Annotated in this window: 24 protein-coding genes; 6 read left to right on the plus strand and 18 right to left on the minus strand. The window is 47.5% G+C overall.

Annotated features, from left to right (window positions below):
• Positions 1-1,076: 1,076 nt before the first annotated feature.
• The 10 genes from WCX19_RS12515 to tsaA all read right to left on the minus strand — a co-directional run bounded on the left by WCX19_RS12515 (position 1,077) and on the right by tsaA (position 9,807).
• Positions 1,077-1,568, minus strand: a complete 492-nt coding sequence (locus WCX19_RS12515; RefSeq protein ID WP_373008637.1) for a GTP-dependent dephospho-CoA kinase family protein — start codon at positions 1,566-1,568, stop codon at positions 1,077-1,079.
• Position 1,569: 1 nt separating this feature from the next.
• Positions 1,570-1,776 carry a transcription elongation factor subunit Spt4 gene (gene spt4 / locus WCX19_RS12520; RefSeq protein ID WP_373008639.1) on the minus strand — a complete coding sequence of 69 codons (207 nt, stop codon included), beginning with the start codon at positions 1,774-1,776 and terminating at the stop codon, positions 1,570-1,572.
• Positions 1,760-2,401, minus strand: a complete 642-nt coding sequence (locus tag WCX19_RS12525; RefSeq protein WP_373008641.1) for a DNA-directed RNA polymerase — start codon at positions 2,399-2,401, stop codon at positions 1,760-1,762. Before WCX19_RS12525 ends, spt4 begins: the two co-directional genes overlap by 17 nt.
• Before the next feature lie 7 nt (positions 2,402-2,408).
• Positions 2,409-2,873: a PIN domain-containing protein gene (locus WCX19_RS12530; protein WP_373008690.1), complete on the minus strand. Its 465-nt coding sequence runs from the start codon at positions 2,871-2,873 to the stop codon at positions 2,409-2,411.
• Positions 2,786-4,021: a translation initiation factor IF-2 subunit gamma gene (locus WCX19_RS12535; protein ID WP_373008643.1), complete on the minus strand. Its 1,236-nt coding sequence runs from the start codon at positions 4,019-4,021 to the stop codon at positions 2,786-2,788. The genes WCX19_RS12530 and WCX19_RS12535 overlap by 88 nt, the downstream gene beginning before the upstream one ends.
• Before the next feature lie 158 nt (positions 4,022-4,179).
• Entirely contained in the window at positions 4,180-4,473 is a 294-nt protein-coding gene (locus WCX19_RS12540; RefSeq protein ID WP_373008645.1) for a DUF2098 domain-containing protein, read from the minus strand.
• A gap of 174 nt (positions 4,474-4,647) precedes the next feature.
• Entirely contained in the window at positions 4,648-7,236 is a 2,589-nt protein-coding gene (locus WCX19_RS12545) for an oligosaccharyl transferase, archaeosortase A system-associated (protein WP_373008647.1), read from the minus strand.
• 216 nt (positions 7,237-7,452) lie between these two features.
• Positions 7,453-8,436 carry a glycosyltransferase gene (locus WCX19_RS12550; RefSeq protein ID WP_373008649.1) on the minus strand — a complete coding sequence of 328 codons (984 nt, stop codon included), beginning with the start codon at positions 8,434-8,436 and terminating at the stop codon, positions 7,453-7,455.
• 308 nt (positions 8,437-8,744) lie between these two features.
• A complete protein-coding gene (locus WCX19_RS12555; protein ID WP_373008651.1) occupies positions 8,745-9,236 on the minus strand; it encodes a DUF2124 domain-containing protein in 492 nt (163 codons plus the stop codon).
• 67 nt (positions 9,237-9,303) lie between these two features.
• Complete coding sequence (tsaA, locus tag WCX19_RS12560) at positions 9,304-9,807, minus strand: tRNA (N6-threonylcarbamoyladenosine(37)-N6)-methyltransferase TrmO (RefSeq protein ID WP_373008653.1); 504 nt, start codon at positions 9,805-9,807, stop codon at positions 9,304-9,306.
• On the opposite strand from tsaA, the gene WCX19_RS12565 reads away from it, so the two are divergent.
• The 3 genes from WCX19_RS12565 to WCX19_RS12575 all read left to right on the plus strand — a co-directional run bounded on the left by WCX19_RS12565 (position 9,806) and on the right by WCX19_RS12575 (position 12,184).
• Positions 9,806-10,675 carry a site-specific DNA-methyltransferase gene (locus WCX19_RS12565; protein WP_373008655.1) on the plus strand — a complete coding sequence of 290 codons (870 nt, stop codon included), beginning with the start codon at positions 9,806-9,808 and terminating at the stop codon, positions 10,673-10,675. The two genes, tsaA and WCX19_RS12565, sit on opposite strands and share 2 nt — an antisense overlap.
• Positions 10,676-11,569: 894 nt before the next feature.
• On the plus strand, positions 11,570-11,782 hold the full coding sequence (locus WCX19_RS12570; RefSeq protein ID WP_373008692.1) for a DNA methyltransferase: 213 nt from the start codon (positions 11,570-11,572) through the stop codon (positions 11,780-11,782).
• A gap of 234 nt (positions 11,783-12,016) precedes the next feature.
• Entirely contained in the window at positions 12,017-12,184 is a 168-nt protein-coding gene (locus WCX19_RS12575) for an HIT family protein (RefSeq protein ID WP_373008694.1), read from the plus strand.
• 34 nt (positions 12,185-12,218) lie between these two features.
• Here the strand turns inward: WCX19_RS12575 and WCX19_RS12580 are convergent, their stop codons facing one another.
• From WCX19_RS12580 to WCX19_RS12595, 4 genes are all read right to left on the minus strand, one after another.
• A complete protein-coding gene (locus tag WCX19_RS12580; protein ID WP_373008657.1) occupies positions 12,219-12,362 on the minus strand; it encodes a hypothetical protein in 144 nt (47 codons plus the stop codon).
• Positions 12,363-12,384: 22 nt separating this feature from the next.
• A complete protein-coding gene (locus WCX19_RS12585) occupies positions 12,385-12,594 on the minus strand; it encodes a hypothetical protein (RefSeq protein WP_373008659.1) in 210 nt (69 codons plus the stop codon).
• Between the two features lie 2 nt (positions 12,595-12,596).
• Positions 12,597-12,755 carry a hypothetical protein gene (locus WCX19_RS12590; protein ID WP_373008661.1) on the minus strand — a complete coding sequence of 53 codons (159 nt, stop codon included), beginning with the start codon at positions 12,753-12,755 and terminating at the stop codon, positions 12,597-12,599.
• A 103-nt stretch (positions 12,756-12,858) separates the two neighbouring features.
• Positions 12,859-12,990 (minus strand): hypothetical protein, encoded by a 132-nt coding sequence (locus tag WCX19_RS12595; protein WP_373008663.1) that lies wholly within the window; start codon positions 12,988-12,990, stop codon positions 12,859-12,861.
• A gap of 164 nt (positions 12,991-13,154) precedes the next feature.
• On the opposite strand from WCX19_RS12595, the gene WCX19_RS12600 reads away from it, so the two are divergent.
• The 3 genes from WCX19_RS12600 (at position 13,155) to WCX19_RS12610 (ending at position 14,685) form a co-directional block, all read left to right on the plus strand.
• A complete protein-coding gene (locus WCX19_RS12600; RefSeq protein WP_373008665.1) occupies positions 13,155-13,388 on the plus strand; it encodes a DUF2281 domain-containing protein in 234 nt (77 codons plus the stop codon).
• Positions 13,389-13,423: 35 nt separating this feature from the next.
• The gene (locus WCX19_RS12605; protein ID WP_373008667.1) at positions 13,424-13,780 is read left to right on the plus strand and encodes a PIN domain-containing protein; all 357 of its coding nucleotides are present in this window, start codon (positions 13,424-13,426) and stop codon (positions 13,778-13,780) included.
• Between the two features lie 491 nt (positions 13,781-14,271).
• Positions 14,272-14,685: a very short patch repair endonuclease gene (locus tag WCX19_RS12610; RefSeq protein ID WP_373008669.1), complete on the plus strand. Its 414-nt coding sequence runs from the start codon at positions 14,272-14,274 to the stop codon at positions 14,683-14,685.
• A gap of 24 nt (positions 14,686-14,709) precedes the next feature.
• Here WCX19_RS12610 and WCX19_RS12615 read toward each other — a convergent pair whose 3' ends face one another.
• Genes WCX19_RS12615 through WCX19_RS12630 form a run of 4 tightly spaced genes read right to left on the minus strand, consistent with a single transcriptional unit; the run spans position 14,710 to position 21,994 of the window.
• Positions 14,710-16,674, minus strand: a complete 1,965-nt coding sequence (locus tag WCX19_RS12615; protein ID WP_373008671.1) for an AIPR family protein — start codon at positions 16,672-16,674, stop codon at positions 14,710-14,712.
• Complete coding sequence (locus WCX19_RS12620) at positions 16,658-17,692, minus strand: PD-(D/E)XK motif protein (RefSeq protein ID WP_373008673.1); 1,035 nt, start codon at positions 17,690-17,692, stop codon at positions 16,658-16,660. Before WCX19_RS12620 ends, WCX19_RS12615 begins: the two co-directional genes overlap by 17 nt.
• A complete protein-coding gene (locus WCX19_RS12625) occupies positions 17,682-20,465 on the minus strand; it encodes a Z1 domain-containing protein (RefSeq protein WP_373008675.1) in 2,784 nt (927 codons plus the stop codon). Before WCX19_RS12625 ends, WCX19_RS12620 begins: the two co-directional genes overlap by 11 nt.
• The gene (locus WCX19_RS12630) at positions 20,465-21,994 is read right to left on the minus strand and encodes an ATP-binding protein (RefSeq protein ID WP_373008677.1); all 1,530 of its coding nucleotides are present in this window, start codon (positions 21,992-21,994) and stop codon (positions 20,465-20,467) included. The genes WCX19_RS12625 and WCX19_RS12630 overlap by 1 nt, the downstream gene beginning before the upstream one ends.
• Between the last annotated feature and the right edge of the window lie 64 nt (positions 21,995-22,058).

Here is a 22,058-nt window from a genome sequence, read left to right on the forward strand (position 1 = left end):
ATGTGAGAGTAAACTGAATCTCTCTTCGTGATAAAAGTTCATTCCTTTTATCGCTCTCGATTTCAAAGTCCATCGATATCCTGTAATTATTGGAAACCGTGTTATTTAAAACCAGAACCCTGCTTTAAAAAACAACGGAATAATCCCCAAACGCCAAAAACGAGAAATTTTTTCTGTTTTTTTATAATACACTGTTGACGGCCCTGTAGAAATCATTGAATCTCTTATTATAACGCTCTTGGGGACTCCGGCATTTATGCCTCCGTCCCCGCCGCTCGGGCATCCCCCATTTATGATAGTGCTGTATTACCGGTACTTAAAAGTGTAGAGATTTTCTGTACAGGTAATCTCTAGGCATCACACTGCGCCCCGTCCCCCAAGGGGACTGGTGGCGCAAGAGGGGGGCCTTGTTTTTCAAAAAAGATTTTCAACAGATCCTTGTTGACTGTGATTTAAATAAAAAATTAAATTCAGAGCGCGACTCTCATAATTTCCATCAAGATGATACAGCGTCAACCGTGAAAAGGTGAAAAATTATCTTTGTTTTTTTAATAATTATTAATCAGATCAGCGGCATAACTCCCATAATGCGTGGCTACGTAATTTGCGATAACATTTGACTGGATATGGCACTTGTGTTGGTTCGCCATATCTCCCGGTAATCATATAGTAAAAGGTTCTTCCGGTAGTTGTCGTCGTTGCACCATAAAAAAAAGAATCCATAAAATTTGCTCTTCCGGGGCGAATCCATTTCGGCCGTTCACACTCTTCCCAGTCATTGAAACCCCATAACCAGACAAAATGTAGGCACCGAATAACCAAATTAGTCGATGGTTTTTGGTTCTCTTTCATCTGCTGAAAATATGGGCAGAAACTATTCCACCTGAAATATTTGCATTTTTTCAGATGTGCACCATTTAACATGGGGCATTCGCCCGAACCACCGTCGCCATCACTGTTTTTTAATATTATACAGGTTTGCATCACGGCATCTCATGAAATTAGAGTAATTCTTGCGGATAAATATTCTGACTATTGAGAACTACAAAAAAAGTAAATTGTCGGTTCGTTTTTAATTATGCGCCAACCCGGACAAACTGCCGGAGAAGTTCTTTTGCGGCGGCTTTTGCCTCGGCATCGATCGTGCGGAGTACCACACCTTTGTGCGGCTGGCCATAGAGCACGATGGCTGCTTCCGGCGCGGCGATCACGAGCGGGATCACGGCGAGGTCTTCCTCTCCGTTCACCATGATGGTAACCGGAGTATGGTCAATTGCGTAGGTAAGCGCTTTGACCAGGTCGTCGGTGATGGTGCCGGCCGGATTTTCCACATGGATACATTCACCGGAGATCTCCGGCATCCGGCTGCATGGCGAACGCATGGTCTGGCCGTCTACCACGGCGATTGCAGGGGTGATCCCGTTTTTCTGGAGGTTGTGGGTAACGACATCCCCCACCGAATAAACCGCACGCCCGGCAAGTTCCGGGATCACCGTACTGAAATCCCGGTGGAGTATTCCGAAAGGGTCCTTGAAGAGTTTGCGCGACTCTTTGGGGAGCACGAGCATTCTAGCGGACCTTCAGCGCGTACCGTCCGGGAAGCTTGATGTTCATCCGTTTTGCCACGTCAGAATTTTCCGGGTCAATGATGACAAGGTAACCCGACCAGTCATCGCTTAAATTTGCTGTTCCGCAGATCACGCAGTTCTCGCCTTCAACCACCCGGTGGCAGTCCCGGCAGACTTTGCCCTGCTTTTTCTTATTCATCGGCGGCATGGTCTTTCCTCTTGCCCTTAGCCTTTTCGGATTTCTCCTTTGGTGCAGGTGTGCTGCCACCGGCGGCTTTCTCTTTCTCCTTCTCGATCTCCTCTTCGAGCCAGAGCGCAGTGCCAAGGCCGGCCTGCCGCATGGTGAGCCCGATCTTGCTGTCCCGCGGCTCGCGCTCATTTAAGGAGAGCGTTACCACGCGGACCCTGACGATATCGCCGACTCCGATGAAGCGTTTGGATTCCTGGCAGATCAGCCGGGCGTTCTTCTCATCAAAGTTGATGTATTCATCTGAGATCTGGCTCACGTGCAGCATGGCATCGATGGGCCCAAGGCTGACAAATGCCCCGAAACTCGTAGTCTCCACAACGAGCCCTTCAATGACTTCCTGCAGGGCGAGCCGAAGGACGAGCCCCTCAAATTTCACATCGTAATATACGCCGCCGTCTCCGGGTACGATCTCGCCCTCACCAACGTCTTCAACTTTTGTGACAGCGATAAATATCCCGAGTTCCTTATCGATACTCCCTTCGAGTTGCTCCTGAAGGACCTCCAAAAGAACCTTTTCCAGTTTTTCGCCAAGCCGGGTGGGGGGCACCCTGACTTTGTCTTCCAGCATCATCTTGTAATACATAACCCACCTACCTTCGCAATATCTCTAGTTTTTTCTGTTTTCTCATGGATATAACCCCGACACCCTTCGCGAGCAATGCATCCCTGACCCGGCGATCATTTGTCACCACCAGGCAGTCGTTGTCTGATGCCCAGGCAACAACCTGATCGTCCACCGGAACAGGAGACCCGGTGCCTTCCGCAACCGTGCACTGCCCTGCAAGCGCAAGACCGAGCCGGGCCGCGGCGCCATCATTGCCTTTTGCCCGGGACAACCCGGTCAGTTCATGCACAACGCCGGGGAGAACTACCGGTTCAAAACTACCGAGCAGTTCACGGATCTCACTGAAGAGATCGATCTTAAACTGCGCCGGCATCATGAGCGCGTTAGCATCCAGCAGGACTCTTACTCGCTGAGAACACCCATCCCGATTAACCGCCAGCGTGCTCCCACCTGCCGGCTGATAGCGATCCGGGCTCCCTGCTCTGCGCAGACCGGACGTTTCAGCTGCACTTCGACTGCTTCTTTCTTGGTGCTTGTGACAACCCCGACGGTGACCGCTGTGCCGACGGAGAGCATGAGCGGCTCGTTGTATTTTAAGGGTTCGATGACCAGTTCGCTTGTTGCTCCCACAACCCGCTCCATCAGGGTAACCTGGCATTTGATCTTATCCCATACCGGAGGTAGTTTGCCAACATGGCCGACAACCTGACCGGCCAGCGCATCGCTTTTCGTGAGCGCCGGGTCAAGTTTTGTCCCGATACCCAGGAGCCCGCCCGGCGTTGCTTCTTTTACGGTATCTGCACCGGCGTTAATGGAGGTAATCTCGGTGGTGATTGGTATCCACTTGATCCGGTTCTCGACCTGCGTCTGCCTGCCGGGCCGGATCTCAATAGCGTCGCCTTCGCGGAGGATGCCCCGTATAAGAGACCCTCCGACCACACCGCCTTTTACCTCTTTCCAGTTGCAGCCGGGTTTGTTGATATCAAAGGAGCGGGCAACAAGCATCACCGGTTCGGCGGCAGGATCGCGCACCGGCTCGGGGATGGTCTGGTCCAGTGCCTGCACCAGTGCGCCAATATTGATCCCTTTCTGGGCTGAGACCGGGATGATAGGGGCATTCTCCGCTATGGTTCCTTTCACGAATGCCTTGATCTGCTGGTAATTGTCCATTGCCTCTTTCTGGGAGACAACATCGATCTTGTTCTGGACGATCACGATCTTCCTGATGCCGACAAGCCCCAGTGCCATGAGGTGCTCCTTTGTCTGCGGCTGCGGGCATTTCTCCGTGGTGGAGATGACAAGCATCGCCCCGTCCATCAGGGCAGAGCCGGAGAGCATCGTCGCCATCAGGGTCTCGTGCCCGGGTGCATCCACAAACGAGATGGACCGGAACGGTGTTCCGGTTCCCCCGCAGACCGGGCAGACCGGCTTTGTTGAGTATGCCTCCGGCCCTTCGCAATGTCCGCACTTGTAGAATGTTGCATCTGCGTAGCCCAGCCGGATGGAAATACCACGCCGCACCTCTTCACTGTGCCGGTCCGTCCAGGTACCGGTGAGCGCATTAACGAGCGTGGTTTTCCCGTGGTCCACATGGCCCACCACCCCGATATTCACACTGGGTATTGTCACATCATGCAAATGAAATCGAACCTCCTTATCCTATATCTAATGGGAATACTTATACATAACCTCTAACGGCCGGTTTTTAACGGTTCCCCGGTTTTTACTTTTTTTACTGGTATCTGATTATACAAAAAGGAAAAAGCTCCCGATGGGGATCATGGTCCCGGGAATGGTTATCCCCCGCCCTCGCAGCTCTGGTCGATATTTTTTAAGGCTTCCTGGAGTTCACTTCCCCCGGCAAATTCCCGTTCACGCCGGATTACCTCTTTTGCATCTTCCGTAATGGTGGTGGCTGAACGGTTTGTTTGTTCTGCCGGGATCAACTGATCGGTACGATAGAGAAGGTGGGTGCTATCCAGTTCGGCAAACTGGTTTCCTGCCACCTGCTCAATCCGGACCACGGCACCGGTGGTTCCGGTACGGGGATACCTCACCCGCATGCCAAGTGCGATCTCTTCCGTGAGCATACATGACAATGAGTTCATTTATAGTATAGAAAGATTCTGTCCGTGCTGGCAAGAAGTGCGCAGTTGTGCCTGCAGACCTCTCTTTATTGTATATTGCCCCGCTGACCGCCACACTAAAATGCAGGTATGATCCCCGTGAGGGTTTCTCCTCACCAGAACCCAACGAAAAAGGGATTAATTGATGGTCAGTCCCTGCATTACGGCAGATTCGGGCACGTCAAAAGTCGTCCCGGTTCCTGCAATCTGGTATTTCCCGGTCGCATTCACATCGTAGGGATTGCCGGTTGTGGAATACGGAACGACAAATTCTCCGTCGGTGCTCTGCTGGCGGTAGATGACGTTCCTGCCGGTGTTTGTCACGAGCGGGACTTCGATGATACCGGATCCCTTTATATGGGCGCCTTTGACGTATTCGAAGATTTTCACATATTTCACATCGGTCGTGTTCGATGAAAATACGTTGGTCGATGATTCGTGGACAAGACGGTAATGCTGAAGAGCGGGAACATTCGTGATCGGCAGTATAATGGAGGAACTGAGTACATCCGCATGGTAACCTGCCGGGGCATTCTGGTTGTACTGTGCTGCCCGGGCTGCGGCGGCAGATGCGTTCATCGCTTCAGCGTTGGTGAGAACCGGGTATGAGACATGCGTGATACTCTGGTCTGAATACTCGACGTAGTATGCCGCGGTAGCTGTTGCCATGGACCCGTCGAAGTTATGGAGCCGTGAGATCATCGTATCGTAATAGGGCTGTTCATTCAAGAGCGCAGACTGATAATTACTGGAACCAGTCTGGCTGGGAACGAGGACGGTCATCTGATACGGTGCAGCCGCTGCCGTTGGATTGAACCAGGTTGCCATGGCCCAGAATTTTCCGGTGTCCATCTCAATATCGGTGATCACGTACCTGGTACCCTCATGATCGAGAATCGTGTTGGCTGTCGATTCATTTGTTGCCATGAAATAGGCAGCGGAGCCATCGGGACCTGCAACTCCCGCCTGGAACGGGTTGGCATTTGGGATTCGTTGTGCGATGTAAGTGATCATATGGCCGTAGTCCCACCAGGACATGACACCATAGGATGAATTGGGATACGTGAAACTCTTTTTATCATAGATCGTGGAATAGTCAACCCCGGTCGCCGGTGTATTGGTTTCCATCCACACCAGGGAATCCCTCCAGTCCGGGTTCATGAAGATGGCATTGCCGGATGCATTGGTATAACTGTAAGATACTGACGTATACACAAACAGGAGGCCAAGAATGACAGTAATAACGAGCAGTCCGAGACCCAGATAACTGGTGGTCACAGCAGCCGTCTTTTTCCGCTCTGCTTTTTTCTGCTTTTTGCCTTTTGATGTCTTGTCATCTGAAGAGTCCTCTGATTTTGACTCGGACGTTATGCCCCGTGCAAGACGAGATATTTCGCCCCATCCCAGCCCGATGGCAAAACTGATACAGATCGCTGATAGCAGTGCAATATTGATTGCCAGGTAATACTCGTACCTGACGTGCTGCCAGGTGGAGTAGAATATGATTGCCGACCAGACCAGCGCAAAGATTTCGTGGGGGCGGTTTTCACGGAATACATTATAGATGATAACCAGTGCCCCGCCGAGCATGAGAATAAGCCCGTAGTTGAAGGCTGCCCATGCACTTGCCATGGACCAGCCACGGGCTTCCTGAACAGTATCGGTCACCGGCGCCTGCCCGAAAAACTGGAATGATGCTCCGATAAGCTGGTTGAAGAACTGGGGGCTAACCACAAACAGGACTCCGGCAAAAATTGCCGCGAGGCCGACCAGTGACAGCGGATAGTAATATTTTTCTTTTCCCTTGAGGTATTGGGCAAGCAGGTACAGGACTGCGGTTCCTGCTATTACAGAGAGGTAAGCGTAAACATGCCCGATGGAATAAGTAGAGAGGTTAATTCCCGGGTTTTTAAACCCAAAGATGAGGAGCCCGATGATCGCGATGGCAAAAATAATCGTATTTGCCACAAGCAGGTATTCCCCTGAAGCATTGCGGTACACGTTGATGATAAACTGGATGACGGTAAAAATTACAACAATAAGGGCAAACACGATCATCGTCGGCATTATAAACAAACCGAGGAGATATGCAATGCCAGCGAAGGCCGACAAAAGTGCGGTCTTTTTCCAGGTTGCGAAGTTTTTCAGGTCTATTTTAGCCTCTCTTTCTGAAAACAGGATGTACAGGTAGAGCAGGCAGAAGAGCACTGAAAAGATCACTTCTCCGATATGATGATCGAGATATCCGTACAATGACCGGTAAAAAAACTGTCCCGATACCACTGCGGTAAAACCGGATGCCAGAAGGCCGGTCTTCCAGTCCCCGCATATCTTCCCGACATAATACATCAGAACGACAGTTGCAGCCGCCATGAGGGGTGGTACAAGTAAACAGATGCCGATAATTTCCGGGCGTGTCGCTGCACCTGCGATCAGGCAGGCAAACCCGCAAATATAGATCATGAGCGGGCCCCAGTAGATTGACGTCCCATTCGGGTACTCGGTCATCGGGTCAAACCAGGTGTACGAGAAGTGATTGGCGAGGAGCTGCTCGACCTGGCGCAGGTTGTAGAGCGGGTCATCGCTACCCACCATCAGGAGGATGTCGGTATGACCCCCCGAAAGGAGCATGGGGAGCAGGCGGAGCCACAGGGTAACAATGACAAAGAATGCTACGATACCGGCAATGAAAAGGTTCCGGCGATTTATAAAATCCAGTTTTACCATATATCCAACCTATCCTTCGAGTAATAGGTCGATTTCGGAAGCATTAATAAATTTGGATGTGCAAAAAAATACCCCCCGATCCCCGAGAATGTTCTTGAATTGACGGGGCTTTCTCTTTCCTGGTGTAGTTTCCCAGATAGAATTGGAACGTTGCAGGGGAATACATTAGGGGTTTTGACCTGTGTGATAAACTATCATATGAAATAGAACCGCAGATTAATTCCCTTTTTTTGAAGTACTCTCCCATATCCGTGTATCTTTCCCCATATTCAACAGGCCCGTTACAAGATAGAACTGGTTCACTATAAACGCATTTAAAAGATTTTGCCTCCAGACAACCCCGATTACCATAGTAAGACTAATCAACCCGAGCAGGATAAACGGACTTGCATAATAGAGCCCAATTGCGATTAGGAAAAGTGATATAAAGAAGAGAACCGGGGTGCAGAGATATAGGAAAATGCGCAACGGATAGAAAAAACGAGTGAACGGTCGGTTCATGCCCAAGAGGTTCATGTTTGCAAGAGTGGCTTCGATCAACTGCTTGGCCCGCCTGATTTTCTGACGGTACTGTACCCCGAAACTATCAGGTATATCTTCAAAAACCACCGCTCGCTGTTCATAAACCGCCCGATACCCTTTCCGGATCGCTTCGAATGCCGTGTTGGCATCATCAGCTCCCCGTTTATCATCAATCCTCCGGATCAAATCCGTGCGGAATGCCACGAGTGCACCATTAAAATTATAGGTTGAATCAATTGCACTTTCCCAGTCACAGATACGGCCAAAATAAGATCGATACGCATATTCAAGTTTTGTGGTATTATTCTCGTTTAGAACCGGGCGGAGTTCACCGGTAACTGCGGCAATCTTTGGATCACTTACAAGTCTTCCTATGAGATAATTGAGCGCATCCGGTTCAAAAAAAACATCGGCATCCGTTGTAACAACGATCGGGTATCTCGCGAATTTTATCGCATTGTTATATGAGCGGTTGGTCCCTAATCGCTCGTTATTTGCAATGATCCTGTACTCTAGTCCTGATTCCTCCAGGCATGTTTTTGCGCGGGAAAGAGTGTTATCGCTCGAGCAGTCATCAACAAAGATAATTTCATAGGAATCCCGGGGGTAATGACACTGCATCAGATTCACAATCCGATTCCCGATGACCCGTTCTTCGTTGTATGCTGAAATTATCATACTGATTTTTGGGTTATCTTTGGGAAAACCAGCGTCAGTGGGTTTTTTACCAAACGAGATACCGAATAAATAAATGATATAGGGAAAGAGTGCGACGATAAGAAGTATGAAACCGACTATTAAGAACATTCTCATAGTGTTTTTTTCGGTATGAATTTATACATTAGCCTGAGTTAAACTCTGTCTCAATCTGCAGGTATTTTTCATTATCCTTGCCCTGAATTGCCCTGCGGAGCAAATTTTTTCCTGAGATCTTATATCCCACAATCCGCAGTAAAAACCAGCCTCCAACCATTCTTATTCAATAGTTACTGGTCGCACCGCAATACCGTGATGGGCTCGATCATCGCGCTGATGGTAAAATCAAACGGAACAACACCCATCCAGCCGGCCCGCTCAAACATATTCTGGAAACAGAGGCCTGCCACTTTTGCTTCCGGGTAGTGTCCTGCAAAATCCCGTACTAACTCCTTTGTTGTCGGCATCATCGGCATCGCAAGCCCGCCCATGATAACAATTACTTTGGGGGAAATGGCAACATGTTCGCCCGATGCCTGCATCCCCACGTCGGGAACGTCACGAATCGTCCGGGCCTTGCTCTCATCAAGCAGCGGCACGAAGACCTGTTTGAGATGGAACCCCCGGATCGCAACGGCAAGCAATTCTACAAACGGCGTGCAGGTTCCCACGCACCCGTAGTAGACAATCTGGTCTCCCTCTTTTAAGCCGAGGCTTTTGATATATTCCTTGAACGGACGCAGGATGCCGGGGATGCCACGAAGGGCTTCTTGTTCTGCCATAGATCTACCATCCGGCGCAAATGAGTATTAAGAATTCCGAATCGATCCGCCCGACTCCCGGGAATGTTCATTTAAACCGGTCATCTGATCGCACAGTTTCTGCGTTTTTTGCGGCGTGCTCAAACCACCCGTGCCGGGTATCGGTATGCGCATCGAACGCCGGCACATAGGGTTTGATGTCGAGGAGCGGTGTGCCGTCAAGGATATCCACGTCCTCGATCGTGAGCACGCAGCCGTCCACGCCCACGAGCCGGACGACCGAAAGGCCGATCGCGTTCGGGCGTTTTGGCGACCGTGTCGCAAAGATGCCGTGGGGTGCGGGGTCGAGGAACGGGGTGACCGTCAGGCTGTATCCCGTGCACCGGTGCAGGGCATACAGCAGGATGATATGGGAGAAACCGTCGAGATCACAAAGCCCCTCGCAGAGGTCACTCCTGATCTCGATTGTGCCCCGGACGCCCCGGGCCCCGGATGGCTGGATCGGCATGCCGGCGATATCTGTATACGGCGAATGGATCGTACCGATGGGAGTGTACGTGAAGGCCTCGACCGGGCCGGGCTTATTGTGCATGAAATACTATCTGGGCTTCCAGGTAAAAAATCCCGGGGTCATACCAGCCGGGAACTACTTTAGGTATAACGATCAACGATCCTTCAGGGATGACGACATGCAAAGGGGAGCATTTTTCCAGGATGATGATCTTACGATCATCAACGAAGATATCTTTACCACAAAGAAAGTCCCGTCAGAAAGCATCGATCTTGTCGTCACTTCGCCGCCGTACAACGTGGATATTAAGTACAACTCCCACGATGACCATCTTACGTACGATGAGTATCTCGATTTCTCAAAACGCTGGATGAAGCGCTGTCACCGCTGGCTTAAAAGTGACGGCCGGTTCTGCCTCAACATCCCGCTCGACAAGAACAAGGGCGGCCAGCAGAGCGTGGGAGCCGATCTCACCACGATTGCAAAGGAGTGCGGCTTTGCCTACCACTCAACCATCATCTGGAACGAGGGCAATATCTCGCGCCGGACCGCGTGGGGCTCGTGGCTCTCCGCGTCGGCGCCGTACGTAATCGCTCCCGTGGAACTGGTAGTAGTGCTCTACAAGGACTCGTGGAAGAAGACGAGCGGCTCGCGTACATCGGACATCACCCGGGACGAGTTCATGGCCTGGACAAACGGGCTCTGGACATTCAACGGCGAGAGGAAGAGCAGGATCGGCCACCCCGCCCCCTTCCCAGTCGAGCTGCCTTTGAGATGCATGAAACTCTTTTCGTTTGTTGGCGACACCGTGCTCGATCCCTTTATGGGCAGCGGGAGCACGCTTGTTGCCGCCTCGCGGTGTAACCGTAAGGCGCTCGGGATCGATATCGATCCGCATTACTGCGGGATTGCGGTGCACCGGATCGCTGATGAAGGGCGGCGGGAATAAGTTGGCGGGAAGGGTCGGGCCGGCACGCCCGGGGGATTTTTTTTTAGTCTGGAACAGTTATTCATCATTTTAAAAAATAATCAGAATACGGATCGGGTTATTCCGGAAAAGTTCCGATCATGAGCTGAGGATTCCGGAAAATGTCCGGCATAGTAGCTAAAGATTTTCAAAAAAGTCCGATGAAGTTATCGAACTTTTGTAAAAAAGTCCGTTAAGGTTGGTGAACTTTTTCAAAAAAGTCTGGTGAAGTTACCAAACATTTTCTGAAAAAACAGGGGCACGGACAGACAGTTTCCCGTCTGAACCTTCAGGATGCACTGACGGACATTCCAAAAAAAGTCCGGCAAGGTTACCGGACCTTCTCAAAAAAGTTCAGCAGGGTTGTCAGGCTTTTATAAAAAAGTCCGGTAAGGTTGGTGAAGATTCCAAAAAAAGTTCAATGACAGTACCGATCTTTTCAAAAAAAGTTCGCGAAGGTTACGGAAATTTCCGGAAAAAACGCCTTCCGGCCGCCCGACATTCACCCTTTTTGGCAGATCCCGAAAATCCAGCCCCTTATAGCCCCCCATTTCAAAAAATACGCTCATTTTGAGCCCCATATAATGCCCTTTACAGCCCCATATTCGCGTTCTGGCGGCCTTCGTTTTTCGGATCGTAAAAGTGCCCATCAGGTATGAGATTTGCCAAAAGAACCCCATTATCGAGTCCGTTTTACGTTCTCCGTTTTCGAAAATAAGCCCGATTTGAGGAGATTTTTAAACGGAGCCCGATACGGGCTTCTTTTGGGCGGGTCGGGGGGCAATCGGGGCTCACATTGAGCCCGGATTGGGTCGGGTGGACTGGTGGAATGTGGGGGAAAATACGCCCTGAACAGGGTTTCCGGTTTGGGAGCGACTGGAGCCCGCCCCCTTCCCGGTAGAGCTGCCGTTACGGTGCATGAAACTTTTCTCGTTTGTCGGAGATGCAGTGCTCGATCCCTTTATGAGCAGCGGGAGCACGCTTGTTGCCGCCTCGCGGTGCAACCGCAAGGCACTCGGGATCGAGATCGATCCGCACTACTGCGGGATCGCAGTGCAGCGGATCGCAGATGAGGGGCGGCGGGAATAAGGGGAATGGGAAGGTCAGGCCGGCGGCACGTCCGGGGGATTTTTTTTTGAGCCCGAAGTTGCCGGTCGAACCTCACGAATCCCTATCACAGGAGCTGCCCGGTGGGACAAGTTCTCCCGGTCAGCCAGGGCCACCTGCTCGTGATCCCGTTCCGGCACACACCGAATTTCTTTTCGATGAGGGATTGATGAGCGGCGTGAAACGGTCGATCTCATCGGTGAATGCAAAAAGATAATTGAAGAAACGTTCCGGTCGGACGGCTACAACATCGGGTTTGCCGTGGGCGAAGCGAGCGGGCAGACCGTGATGCACTGCCATTGCCATGTGATCCCCCGGTATGCCGGGGGTGTGGAGAATCCCCGTGGGAGTGTGAGGGGGGTTGTGCCGGGGAGGGGGCATTAGAGATGAAGGCTCTAAAGGGTCTGGCACCTCCCGGTCACCGGACGAATTCAACCTCTTCAATATCCTCAAATTCACGATCCCCCGTGAGGAACGGAATTTTTTGCCGCCGGGAAACGGCATAGCCGACGCAATCGATCGTGGAGAGTTTCTTGCCGGCACGTGTTGTTTTTCTTCTCATGGCCGCACCCTCGCAATAATCTTCATCCGTGGTTGACACAAGGGCAACCCTCTTTAAAGACACGCGCCATCACATGCCGGGTTTTTTCCGGGTAGTCCCTGCATACGGCAAACGCAACTTCGCAGAGGTTGAACTCAGTTGTTACCAGGTGCCCGGCCATATAGGGGAGGTAACGTTCGTTTCCTTTCAGAATTTCAACGATGGCGTAAGAGTCTGCAAAAAAAGAGGCCATTTTTAATCGCGCATTTCATCCCGGAATTCCTGGGTATCGATCTTCCAGTCAGGGAGCAGCCCGAAGATCCCTTTTGAGGAGGCCTTGCTTTTGGCCCGGGTTTTCTTTGCTGATCCCGCAGAAACCTGCACGACAGCGGGGTTATGGATGACTGATGTCATAAACTGGTACCTGGTGAGTATGTAGATTTTCCATAAGAAATAAGTTTCTTTGAACCGTGGGGATTTTTGGGGGTATCACCGTAAAAGAAAAAGAAAAGATCGGTTATAACCGGCTCAGCTGCTCAAGCGCCCTGTGGTACTTGTGCTTGGTTTCATCCAGGTTCTTCTTCTGGGTGGGCGTCAGTATATCTTTTTCCTGCCGGCGCTCTTCTGGTTCTTTGACCGCAGTGGTCATGATACTGTATCATTATGCCGGTGAGGGTAAAATGATTGCCGGGAAATGGTGGGCGGGATTTTGTACGAGGCGGAACGCTTCAACAGGGGCTTTTTGCCCAACAACCGGCGGGACCGGTTCCTGTCGTATCATGAAAAAAACAATAAGCCGGGAAAACGATATGATTGCTTAAGGAGAAAGTTGCCATGCTGTCGGTTGATGCTGTTGAACCCGTCATCCGGAAAATGCCTCCCGCGTTGCAGCGCCAGGTGTTGAAATATATTGAGATGATTTCAGCACGGGCAGAGGAGAAGCGTCACGGTACGATGAAATTTGCATGGGCTGGCTGTTGTGCAGATATAAACGGGGATTATACTTCTGTTCAACTTCAGAAAAAAATTCCCGACTGGTGGAAATGAAGTGTATCTCCCCGATACCAATATTTTCCTTTTAAGTGCTTCTGAACCGTGAATATTCCCCGGTTATCCGGAATTTCCTGACCCGGGACACGGATACTTCTTTTTTTATCACGGATTTTTCTCTTTATTCAATCGGTATTTTCCTGACCCGCAGGAAACAGTTCGAAGAGTTCAAAGATTTTCTCGATGATATTGAAGAACGGGATATCCGTGTTGTTTCCCTGTCCCTTCCGGAATTAAAGCAGGTTTCATCCGTATGCAGGCAATACGATCTGGATTTTGATGATGCATACCAGTTTGTCGCGGCAGATCAAAACCAGTTAAAACTTGTCAGCATCGATCACGACTTTGACCGGATCCCCGGGGGTCGCATTCATCCAAAAGATATCTGATGGCAACCCGGCCTGTCCCGGCATTCCCCCCGGCGGGCATCCTGTCATTTTCAGGGGTCTCCGTCGGAGAAACCGGGCCTCATATTCGCGTTCCGGCAGCCTTTTTTCGGGTCTGATGGATTAGAATACGTGGCAAAAACCAGGGCTGTAGAAAGGCCATTACGGGCCCTCTGGCGAGGGGGAAATCTGCCGTATTTTGGCAAACGGGACGAGGATTGCCCGTATTCTCCACAGGAAATGAAAAGAAGGGAATAACGGTGTTTTCCGGTCGCGACCCGGACAAAAAACCGGGAAACGGAGCCCGATTCGGGGTTATTTTACTAGGGGTGATCCTGACCTTTTGGATCCCGGGGTGCTCCGAGGGGGGATCGCCGGGAGGGGGTATGGGGATGAGGACGCTCATCGGGGCTTTGCCCCTTGCCGCGTGGGCTAGCCCCAAGGTTATACAGTTTCAGATAATTATTAACGGATCTTGCTTGTGATATTGAATAATGACAGATGTCTTGACCAGGGAGCAACGGACATTCAATATGTCAAAGATCCGTGGAAAAAATACCGGGCCTGAGGTCAAATTAAGAAAACTGCTCTGGTCACAGGGAATTCGAGGCTACCGTATCCACTATAATCTGCCAGGCAAACCCGATATCGTATTCACAAAAAAGAAAATCGCAATTTTCATTGATGGTTGTTTCTGGCATAAATGCCCGGTTTGTTTTCAGGTGCCGGAAACCCGAAAAGAATTCTGGATGAAAAAAATTTATTCCAATGTCGAACGGGATAAAAAAGTCAATGAACAGTTAAAGGTAGAAGGATGGACAGTTATGCGTTTCTGGGAGCATGATATCAGAAAAAAACCAGACAACGTTATAAAAAAAATAAAGAAAAAAATGTCATTTTCGGATTGATATGATCAATTATACCGCGAGTCGTTAAATTTCCTCATCTCTGTAATCGCTGTCGGGCTTGCCATCATCGAGGTCTTCTTCTTGAGGTTTATCAGTTCCCAAAACGGTATCCTCTTCAAGAAGATATTTAATGTCCGGAATTATTGGGTTTCCCGCTTTTCCAAAATATTCATCCCGCGTTTTGACAGAGTCTTGACTGATAAGTTCTGATTCCAATGATTCCGGAATATCGATCCTGATTTTCTGAACGGATTCCCAGCATTCTTTTTTCTTACACCATTCAGAAATATTTCTCGATCCGGAAGGACCTTCAGTAATTCTGTTTCTGACCTCGGATGCCAGCTGACCAATAAATTTCTGAAGGACAGGAGAAAGGTCCTGCTCCTTCCAGATTTTTTCAAGATCAATTCGTTTATTGGTCAGTTTTGAAAGAAGAGCAACAGTGTAAGTTACATAATTTCCCTTGTATGGCCCGAAGTCCAGTTTCTTGATAATTCCATCAGTTGTCTTAAACAAAATCGCTTTAGCTACGAGGAGTGAGAAATAATATTTGTCGGGAATCTGCAGGGGACCTTTCCTCTGATTTAATACATAGGTACGGAAATTTTTCTGACTCCCGAGACTGACGATGTCAGGAATTTGATCCCAAGAATTTTCATATTTTGCCAGATCTGTTTTTGTAAATCTTTGATTTGTCGGATTTCTGTCAGAAAAAATCGTTTTCAGCTTCTGGGTCGGTTCTCTCTCTTTATCCACCTGATATTGTCCCCGTGCACGTTCATAGTACCAGTGCGTTTCCTGCTGACTCCCCATTTTTGCAGGAGCCCAGACAGAACGGGACATTTTCTGGATCTCGATGTGGAATTCTTCATTGGATACAAAATCCGATTCAGAGATCCGATTCTGGCTATTAGCGTATTGAGCTATTTTGGGGACGATAAATTTCATATCGTTCTGATTTTTCAGAACGGTTAATTTGACCTGAACAAGAACTTCAGAGATGTCACATTTTTCCTTAAAATAGGTATAATGAATCGCTGCAGTAGTCTGACCGCCATTAACAATCTGAAAATCCCGGATCCAAGCAATGCCTGGAATCCCGCAACTGTTCTTTTCCAGCCTGACACACTCAGCAGTTGTTGAAATTCCGTTATTATATGCAAGGAACATGCAGGGTTCATTATGGATAGTTTCACGGATTCCCTTGTTCACCTTCCCCTTCATCTGGAGGAATACCCGGATATTCCTTTCAAGAAGCTTTGGCCCGTACTTTCCATATAATTCGGCAACCATTTTTCCCGGCATTATTGCCATGTAAGAGGTGTACCGGGGATTCTCTGCAGGCATTTCAAGACAGGTAAGTGGCTCTCCGAACTCCTTTACAAAATCGATTTCTATTGGTTCCGGCCGGTTTCCTGAACTGGTAAGTCTGAACAATCGTTTTAAATCCCATATCTGATGAGATATTCTGATTCCGCCTTCGTCATCATCAGGAATGGGCTCCGGTTTTACAATCCCATCTGTTATGACAAACAGATTTACACCAACGATATTTTCCCTGTTGTTGTAGATTGTATCGGCAAGATCAAATGCCGGATTTGATTCCTCAATTTTACCATATTTTTTATTAAGTGCATTGGAAAAAAAGGTCCTGATTTTTTTGATATATGAATTGATTTCAGTTTTTGTTACTGAAGTCCGGGAATATTCGTTTGTGTAATCTGAAATAAAGAGATCAAAAAAAATTCCTTCTTTGTCACTATTGTCCTGCGTGTTAAGATTACTGTTATACGCATTGATTTTGAAGCCTTTTCCTTCCAGACGACACGGGATATAATCTTCAATCACTGCAATATCTGTAAGATAATCAAGAAATTTTTCTGTGAACCGCTCTTCCATGAATGCTTCTGATTCGGGATCCTGTGCTGCATCAATAACCTCCCGCTGAAAATTCTCGGCAAATTGTTCAAAATCACTTTCGCTGGTCACACGTAGTCCTCCCGAAACCTGACAAAAAATCTGCCTCGCTCACCCTAAATGGAATACACGAAGACAGATCAATGGTGTAATGCACATCACCCACTCCGTTCTTCAAATCATTTTCAACAATCCGGGGGAACTCATTTTTAACAAGAAAAATATGAATATCCCTGTCAACATACCCACGGGATTCATATTTTATCCTCTGTGTGTCGATGTACCCGGCTTTAAACAGTTGTATCTCAAATTCGTGAACCGGACCTTTTTGTAAGGCAATCTGATTCCGGATTTGATCAATAATTGCAGGAAGTGTTTCCCCATGCTCATTTACTTCATGAAGAGAAAGATGATAGATATAGAGTACATTTAATCCTGTATCATCCAGTTGCTGTTCACTGGCGATGGGAATTTTCTGATGTTGTTTGGCAATTGTCGTTTTCACTTCAATACCTATGCCGGATATCTGGAAATCCTGGTTCCCTTTTGAAGGGCCTTTCCATGCACGAATGGCTTTTTCAATTCCGATCCTCGGAAAAAGAATGTCTCTTAAAAATCTCAGTTCCCCGTACAGACCCCGTTGATATTCAGGGCTTAAACCCTGCGATCCGAAAATATCAAGGAAATGATGCCACATCAACAGACGTTCTATTACGCCCCGGATCATCTGCTTCTGATTTTTTTCCGGCTTTGCTGTTTGATAGATGTCTTCACAAAGAGTTGAAAAAACATCTTCAAACGCAGGATCATTCAGGATAAATCCAACAATTACAGATTCAGGACTGTCATCAGAAAATTTAACGGGGGATATGTCAAAACCCCTGAATTGAGGTAACTGCCGGAATTCCGTATAGTTCTGTTTTTTAATCCGGATGAGGAACATCCTCCGGTTTGCTGGTTTTTCATACCCAAGAAAAATGTCAGGAGATATATCAGGTGATATTCTTCGGAGAATTATTCCATTTTCATATTCGTTCGCGGACGACTCTTCCAGGATCTTCCAGGTCGAATCAAATGTTTCAGCTTTCAAATTCCTGCTCCCAGTAAATGTTATTCACTTTATAACGAACGGTAGTTGCATTTTCACTATGCGGGAAACTGAAGGCAAGACCTATAATCGGATTGTCACTTTCGATAATCGGATTCTCACGGTCAGGTTTGGGATCCAAAGGATAAATGAGCAGGAGCCCCCTTGTCGGAGGTCGAGCGTTGCGTATATATGGACCACTAGGGATAGATATTTTTGAAAAATCCTTGTCCTGTTGCTCTGGATCGTTAAACATTGAATCCAATGCTTTCTGTTTTTCAACTTCGGAGAGATCGATTAGTTCATGTTTCGGACTGATTATCTGCCCTTTTTTAATTGCGTACAGCTCTTTATTTTTAGGATCAACTGGAAGTCTTTCAGTCAGTCCTATATGGAAGCCACCAAAATCATGAAATTTTGTTCCTTTTTGCTTATTGATCAACGCAATCGTCCATGATGTTAATTCTTGCCGGGCATTTTGATTTTCAATATATTGTTTAATCAAACCATGTCGAAGAGTTTTCGAACTTTCCTTAAATTGAAAATCATCGATTAACTCAAGAATCGGATGTTGCGAGATATCTGTCCAGTAGGGAGATCCTTCAATTTTTCCGGTTTCGGGTCCCAACTGTCTGATCAATTTTTCGATGAAACGCAGATTTTTTTCCTGGATGGCATCATCCTTCTGAAAAAAAACAGTTTGTTCAATGGAATTTGAAAAAGAAAGATCCATTTCGGTCCCGGATCTCATTTTATTCACTGCGGTTATTTTGAGACCGTCAGGATGGGTTCTGACCCGAAGTCCATAGTCTTTGGGCGTTGCATTCATTGAGGCCATAAAATCAAATTCGGTTCGGAGTTCCTCCGATGCTATGTTAATGAATTGGTACCAGTCGACCAGTTCCTGTGAGGTGTAAAGACGACAAAGATCAATATATCCGGGTCTGAACCCAAACCATCGTCCCATCTGCATCAGTGTATCATACATTCTTGAGGCTCGTAGATAGTAGCTGACTGTGAGACCTTCTAGTGTAAGACCACGGGATAATTTATCGCCACCGATTGCAATTACACTGATTCCTTCGGGATTGTCTTTGTAATCGAGAACATCCTTTGCTGTGCCATTAATTATTTTTACACGGATTTTTGATGCTGCATCGAAAAGATTCTCTTTAACCGAATCCCATGTGACAGGAATCAGAAGTGGATCCTCAATTCTGCTCAATATTTCCTGTGTTGTTGGATAGAAGTCTGTTCTCCACAGAACTTCCATCTCATGATAAATACCGTCACCGGATTCGGGTTTTTCATATTCAAGCCGACGTCGCTGGAAGATCAGTTCCTGGTTGATCATGTCGGCAAGCTTTGACTGAACTGCTGTGTACCTGGTAATATGAACAAGCATCGAATTATGGCAGGTTTTTTCGCCCCGTGATTTTCTGGCAGCACAGGAGATTATGAATGTTTTTATAGCCTCTTTCAACGTTTCCGGAAGATCTTTAGGTACAAAATCCTTGGAATGTGAATCCGGAATTTTGTTGTGATAATCATTAATTACCCGAATAATCGGAAGGCCATGGTCATTTTCAGCCTCAGGATCTTCATCAGGAGTAATCCCGAAAATCTGGGTGGGTCCGATATAATTTGGTGGTGGGGGCAAATTTATTATAAAATCTCTCGGGAACAGATCTTTGCCATGAGTTACGGTTTCACCTTCAGGGAAAATAAAAATGTTTGCAAAAGGTGTTGCGGTATAACCAACATACGCACTTTTCTCGAAGTGATGGAGTAATTCGCGAATTTTGCCATTAATGGCGCTGACATCATAATCCGGAAGGGGTTGATTGTCTTCATCAACCGGGACTAGTTTTGTATTTACCGATGCGTTGTCTGCCTCATCATCAATAACCAGAAGGGGAATATTTCTGACAACAGTTTTTCCGGTTTGTGGATCTTTCTGCCCTCTGACACTAATTGCCCAGTTGATCAGGTTTGACAATACGGATTTTTGCTTTTTTACAACGAGGATTACGGGATCTGCGCCCCCGGCTAAAACTCCAACCTGCTGGGCAACCGTTTTTTTGAAATCCCCATTATCCTCACTGCTTGTCAGGGAATGAACAGTAATAAAATCCTCGCCAGGCAAATCTCCAACGCCGATTCTCAGATTTTCTTTATCAAACTGCCTTGCCAAGCGGGTGTCAAATCCAAGGAATCCCTCATCAATGCGGATCTGAGTCTGACTCCTGAGACTTTTGTGCATCCCGGCAAGAACAATGATCAATTTATAACCGGCATCCGCAGCTTTGCAGATTAATCCGGTATAATTTGATGTTTTTCCTGATTGGACCTGCCCTACAACCATCCCCCTTCTGTCCCATTCACCATCACGTAGAGGATTTTCAAGTAATTCGAGAACTCTATCGGTAAAATCATCTACCCGGATAATGGAGGAGTCTGAAATACCTTTTGTTTCCAGAAGGTATCGCTGATATCGGTGCCAGAATCTCCATTCGATCTGACTTTTTTTTGCAGGAAGCCAGACAACATGATCATCCTTATTGCTTTTTAGTACGGTCACACGTCCTTTCCAGATTTCACATCTGGACTCAATATCCTTAATCAGGTATTCAATATCAACCGGCTCGGAATTTCCCTGTTGGTTAAGCATTGAAAGAACAGAGGTGCATTTCTGTCGTATTATTCCGGTTGTCGGATGGGGTTCACCTTTTAGCATTACAAGGACAAGCTGCCTCGCCAGATCGATAGTTGCCATTATTTTACCTCATAATCTTTTTTCAGAATAAATTCTGTTACATAGGTTGGATAATCGGAAAACGGCTCCATATGAATCAGCCGCAATTTTGCAGTTTCCGGGGATACACCCGTGTTAATCATCGAACTCCAGATCTCTTCCAGAACACGTTTCAATTCATCAGAGGGAGCACCTTCAAAGGGTCGCTGGATTTTATCCGGATTATTCGAGCCATTCATGATTATCAGAGGAACCGGGACTGTTTCTTCGATAATCCGCAGCATGGCCTGGATTTTTTTTCTTGACTCTCCGGAATTCTGGAGAATATCGGAAACTAATGGATGATCCCGGTTAATGGAATAATGATAGGTTCCATGTTGAACTGATGTTGACCAAGGGAATGTAATAGAAGATTCACTGGTTCGTTCCGCGACTTTTCCACGAAAACGGAACACAGATATCGCTTTATCAATTGTAAGACGGGAGATGCGCTGGAAATCCTCCCGTATATGATTCGGAGGTCTGGCAACGGACTTCTTGACATCAATTTTCCAGTCGCCATCAAGCGAATTTGGAATATCAACCATTATGCGGGCTAATTTGGTAAATTGTTCTTTTCTTATTGGCTGTCCCTTCATGGATTCCAGACCCAGCCAGTCCCCCGGAACGATCAGACGTTCATTACGATAAATATAGAATCCCTGACGTTCGTTCCATCCCCCGGGCCCTCCTGCCAGATCATAAGCCTCATCATTAAGTTTTGAACGATGAGGTAAAACAAAAGGTCGGATAGTGATTTTTTTACCATTATAGAGAATGTCCTCTTGGGGCAGATGTTGTGTTGACGGATGATTTGTCAGAAACGGATCCCAAGGCTTTATTTCCCTGCCATTAAGAATAATTTTCAAACCGCGGGGTTTAACAAGAAATCGATGAAAAACCATTTCAAGGTGCTTTTTCATGATGTCAAGTTGCGCTAAAAAATGATCCTTATGTTTTTTATTCGCAGAATCGGATCCTTTCGTTATTCTGTCCATTTTTTCCCATAGGACAATTGTTCCATTATTCATGTCATCAAGAACAGAAAAAACCGGAGGAATATTTTCTTTATTGGGTTTTACGAGACGCCACTCCCCGCATAAATTTACATAATCCAGATCCCAGCAACGGATAACAGTTTCATTCCCTTCGGATTTTGATCCAACTGTCAGTTTCCGACATTGTGAAAATGATGCTGTTTTCAATCCAAGACCAAATCTCCCGAGGTCTTTGGCATCTCTTTCCTGGAGGGGATTTTTGCTCCCGGGTCGCATCGCATTTTTCAAAGCATTTTCGGTCATTCCATGACCATCATCTCTGATTGAAATCGTGGATTTCTCCCCATCCCACGTACAATCAATCCAGACATTCTGTGCCTCGGCATAAATGCTGTTATCAATTATATCTGCAACAGAAGTCTCAAGATGATATCCATACGCCCGAAGTGTTTCAATCATCGCACCGGCATCAGGGGATACAATGTCATAAAAATCGGAAAGGGTTGTATCCATTCAGATCATCACTATCAAAGGAAATATTTGATATATCAACCTGTATAGTGCGATCGATATTATC

The organism is Methanoregula sp., from assembly GCF_041663825.1.
Lineage (GTDB): Archaea > Halobacteriota > Methanomicrobia > Methanomicrobiales > Methanospirillaceae > Methanoregula.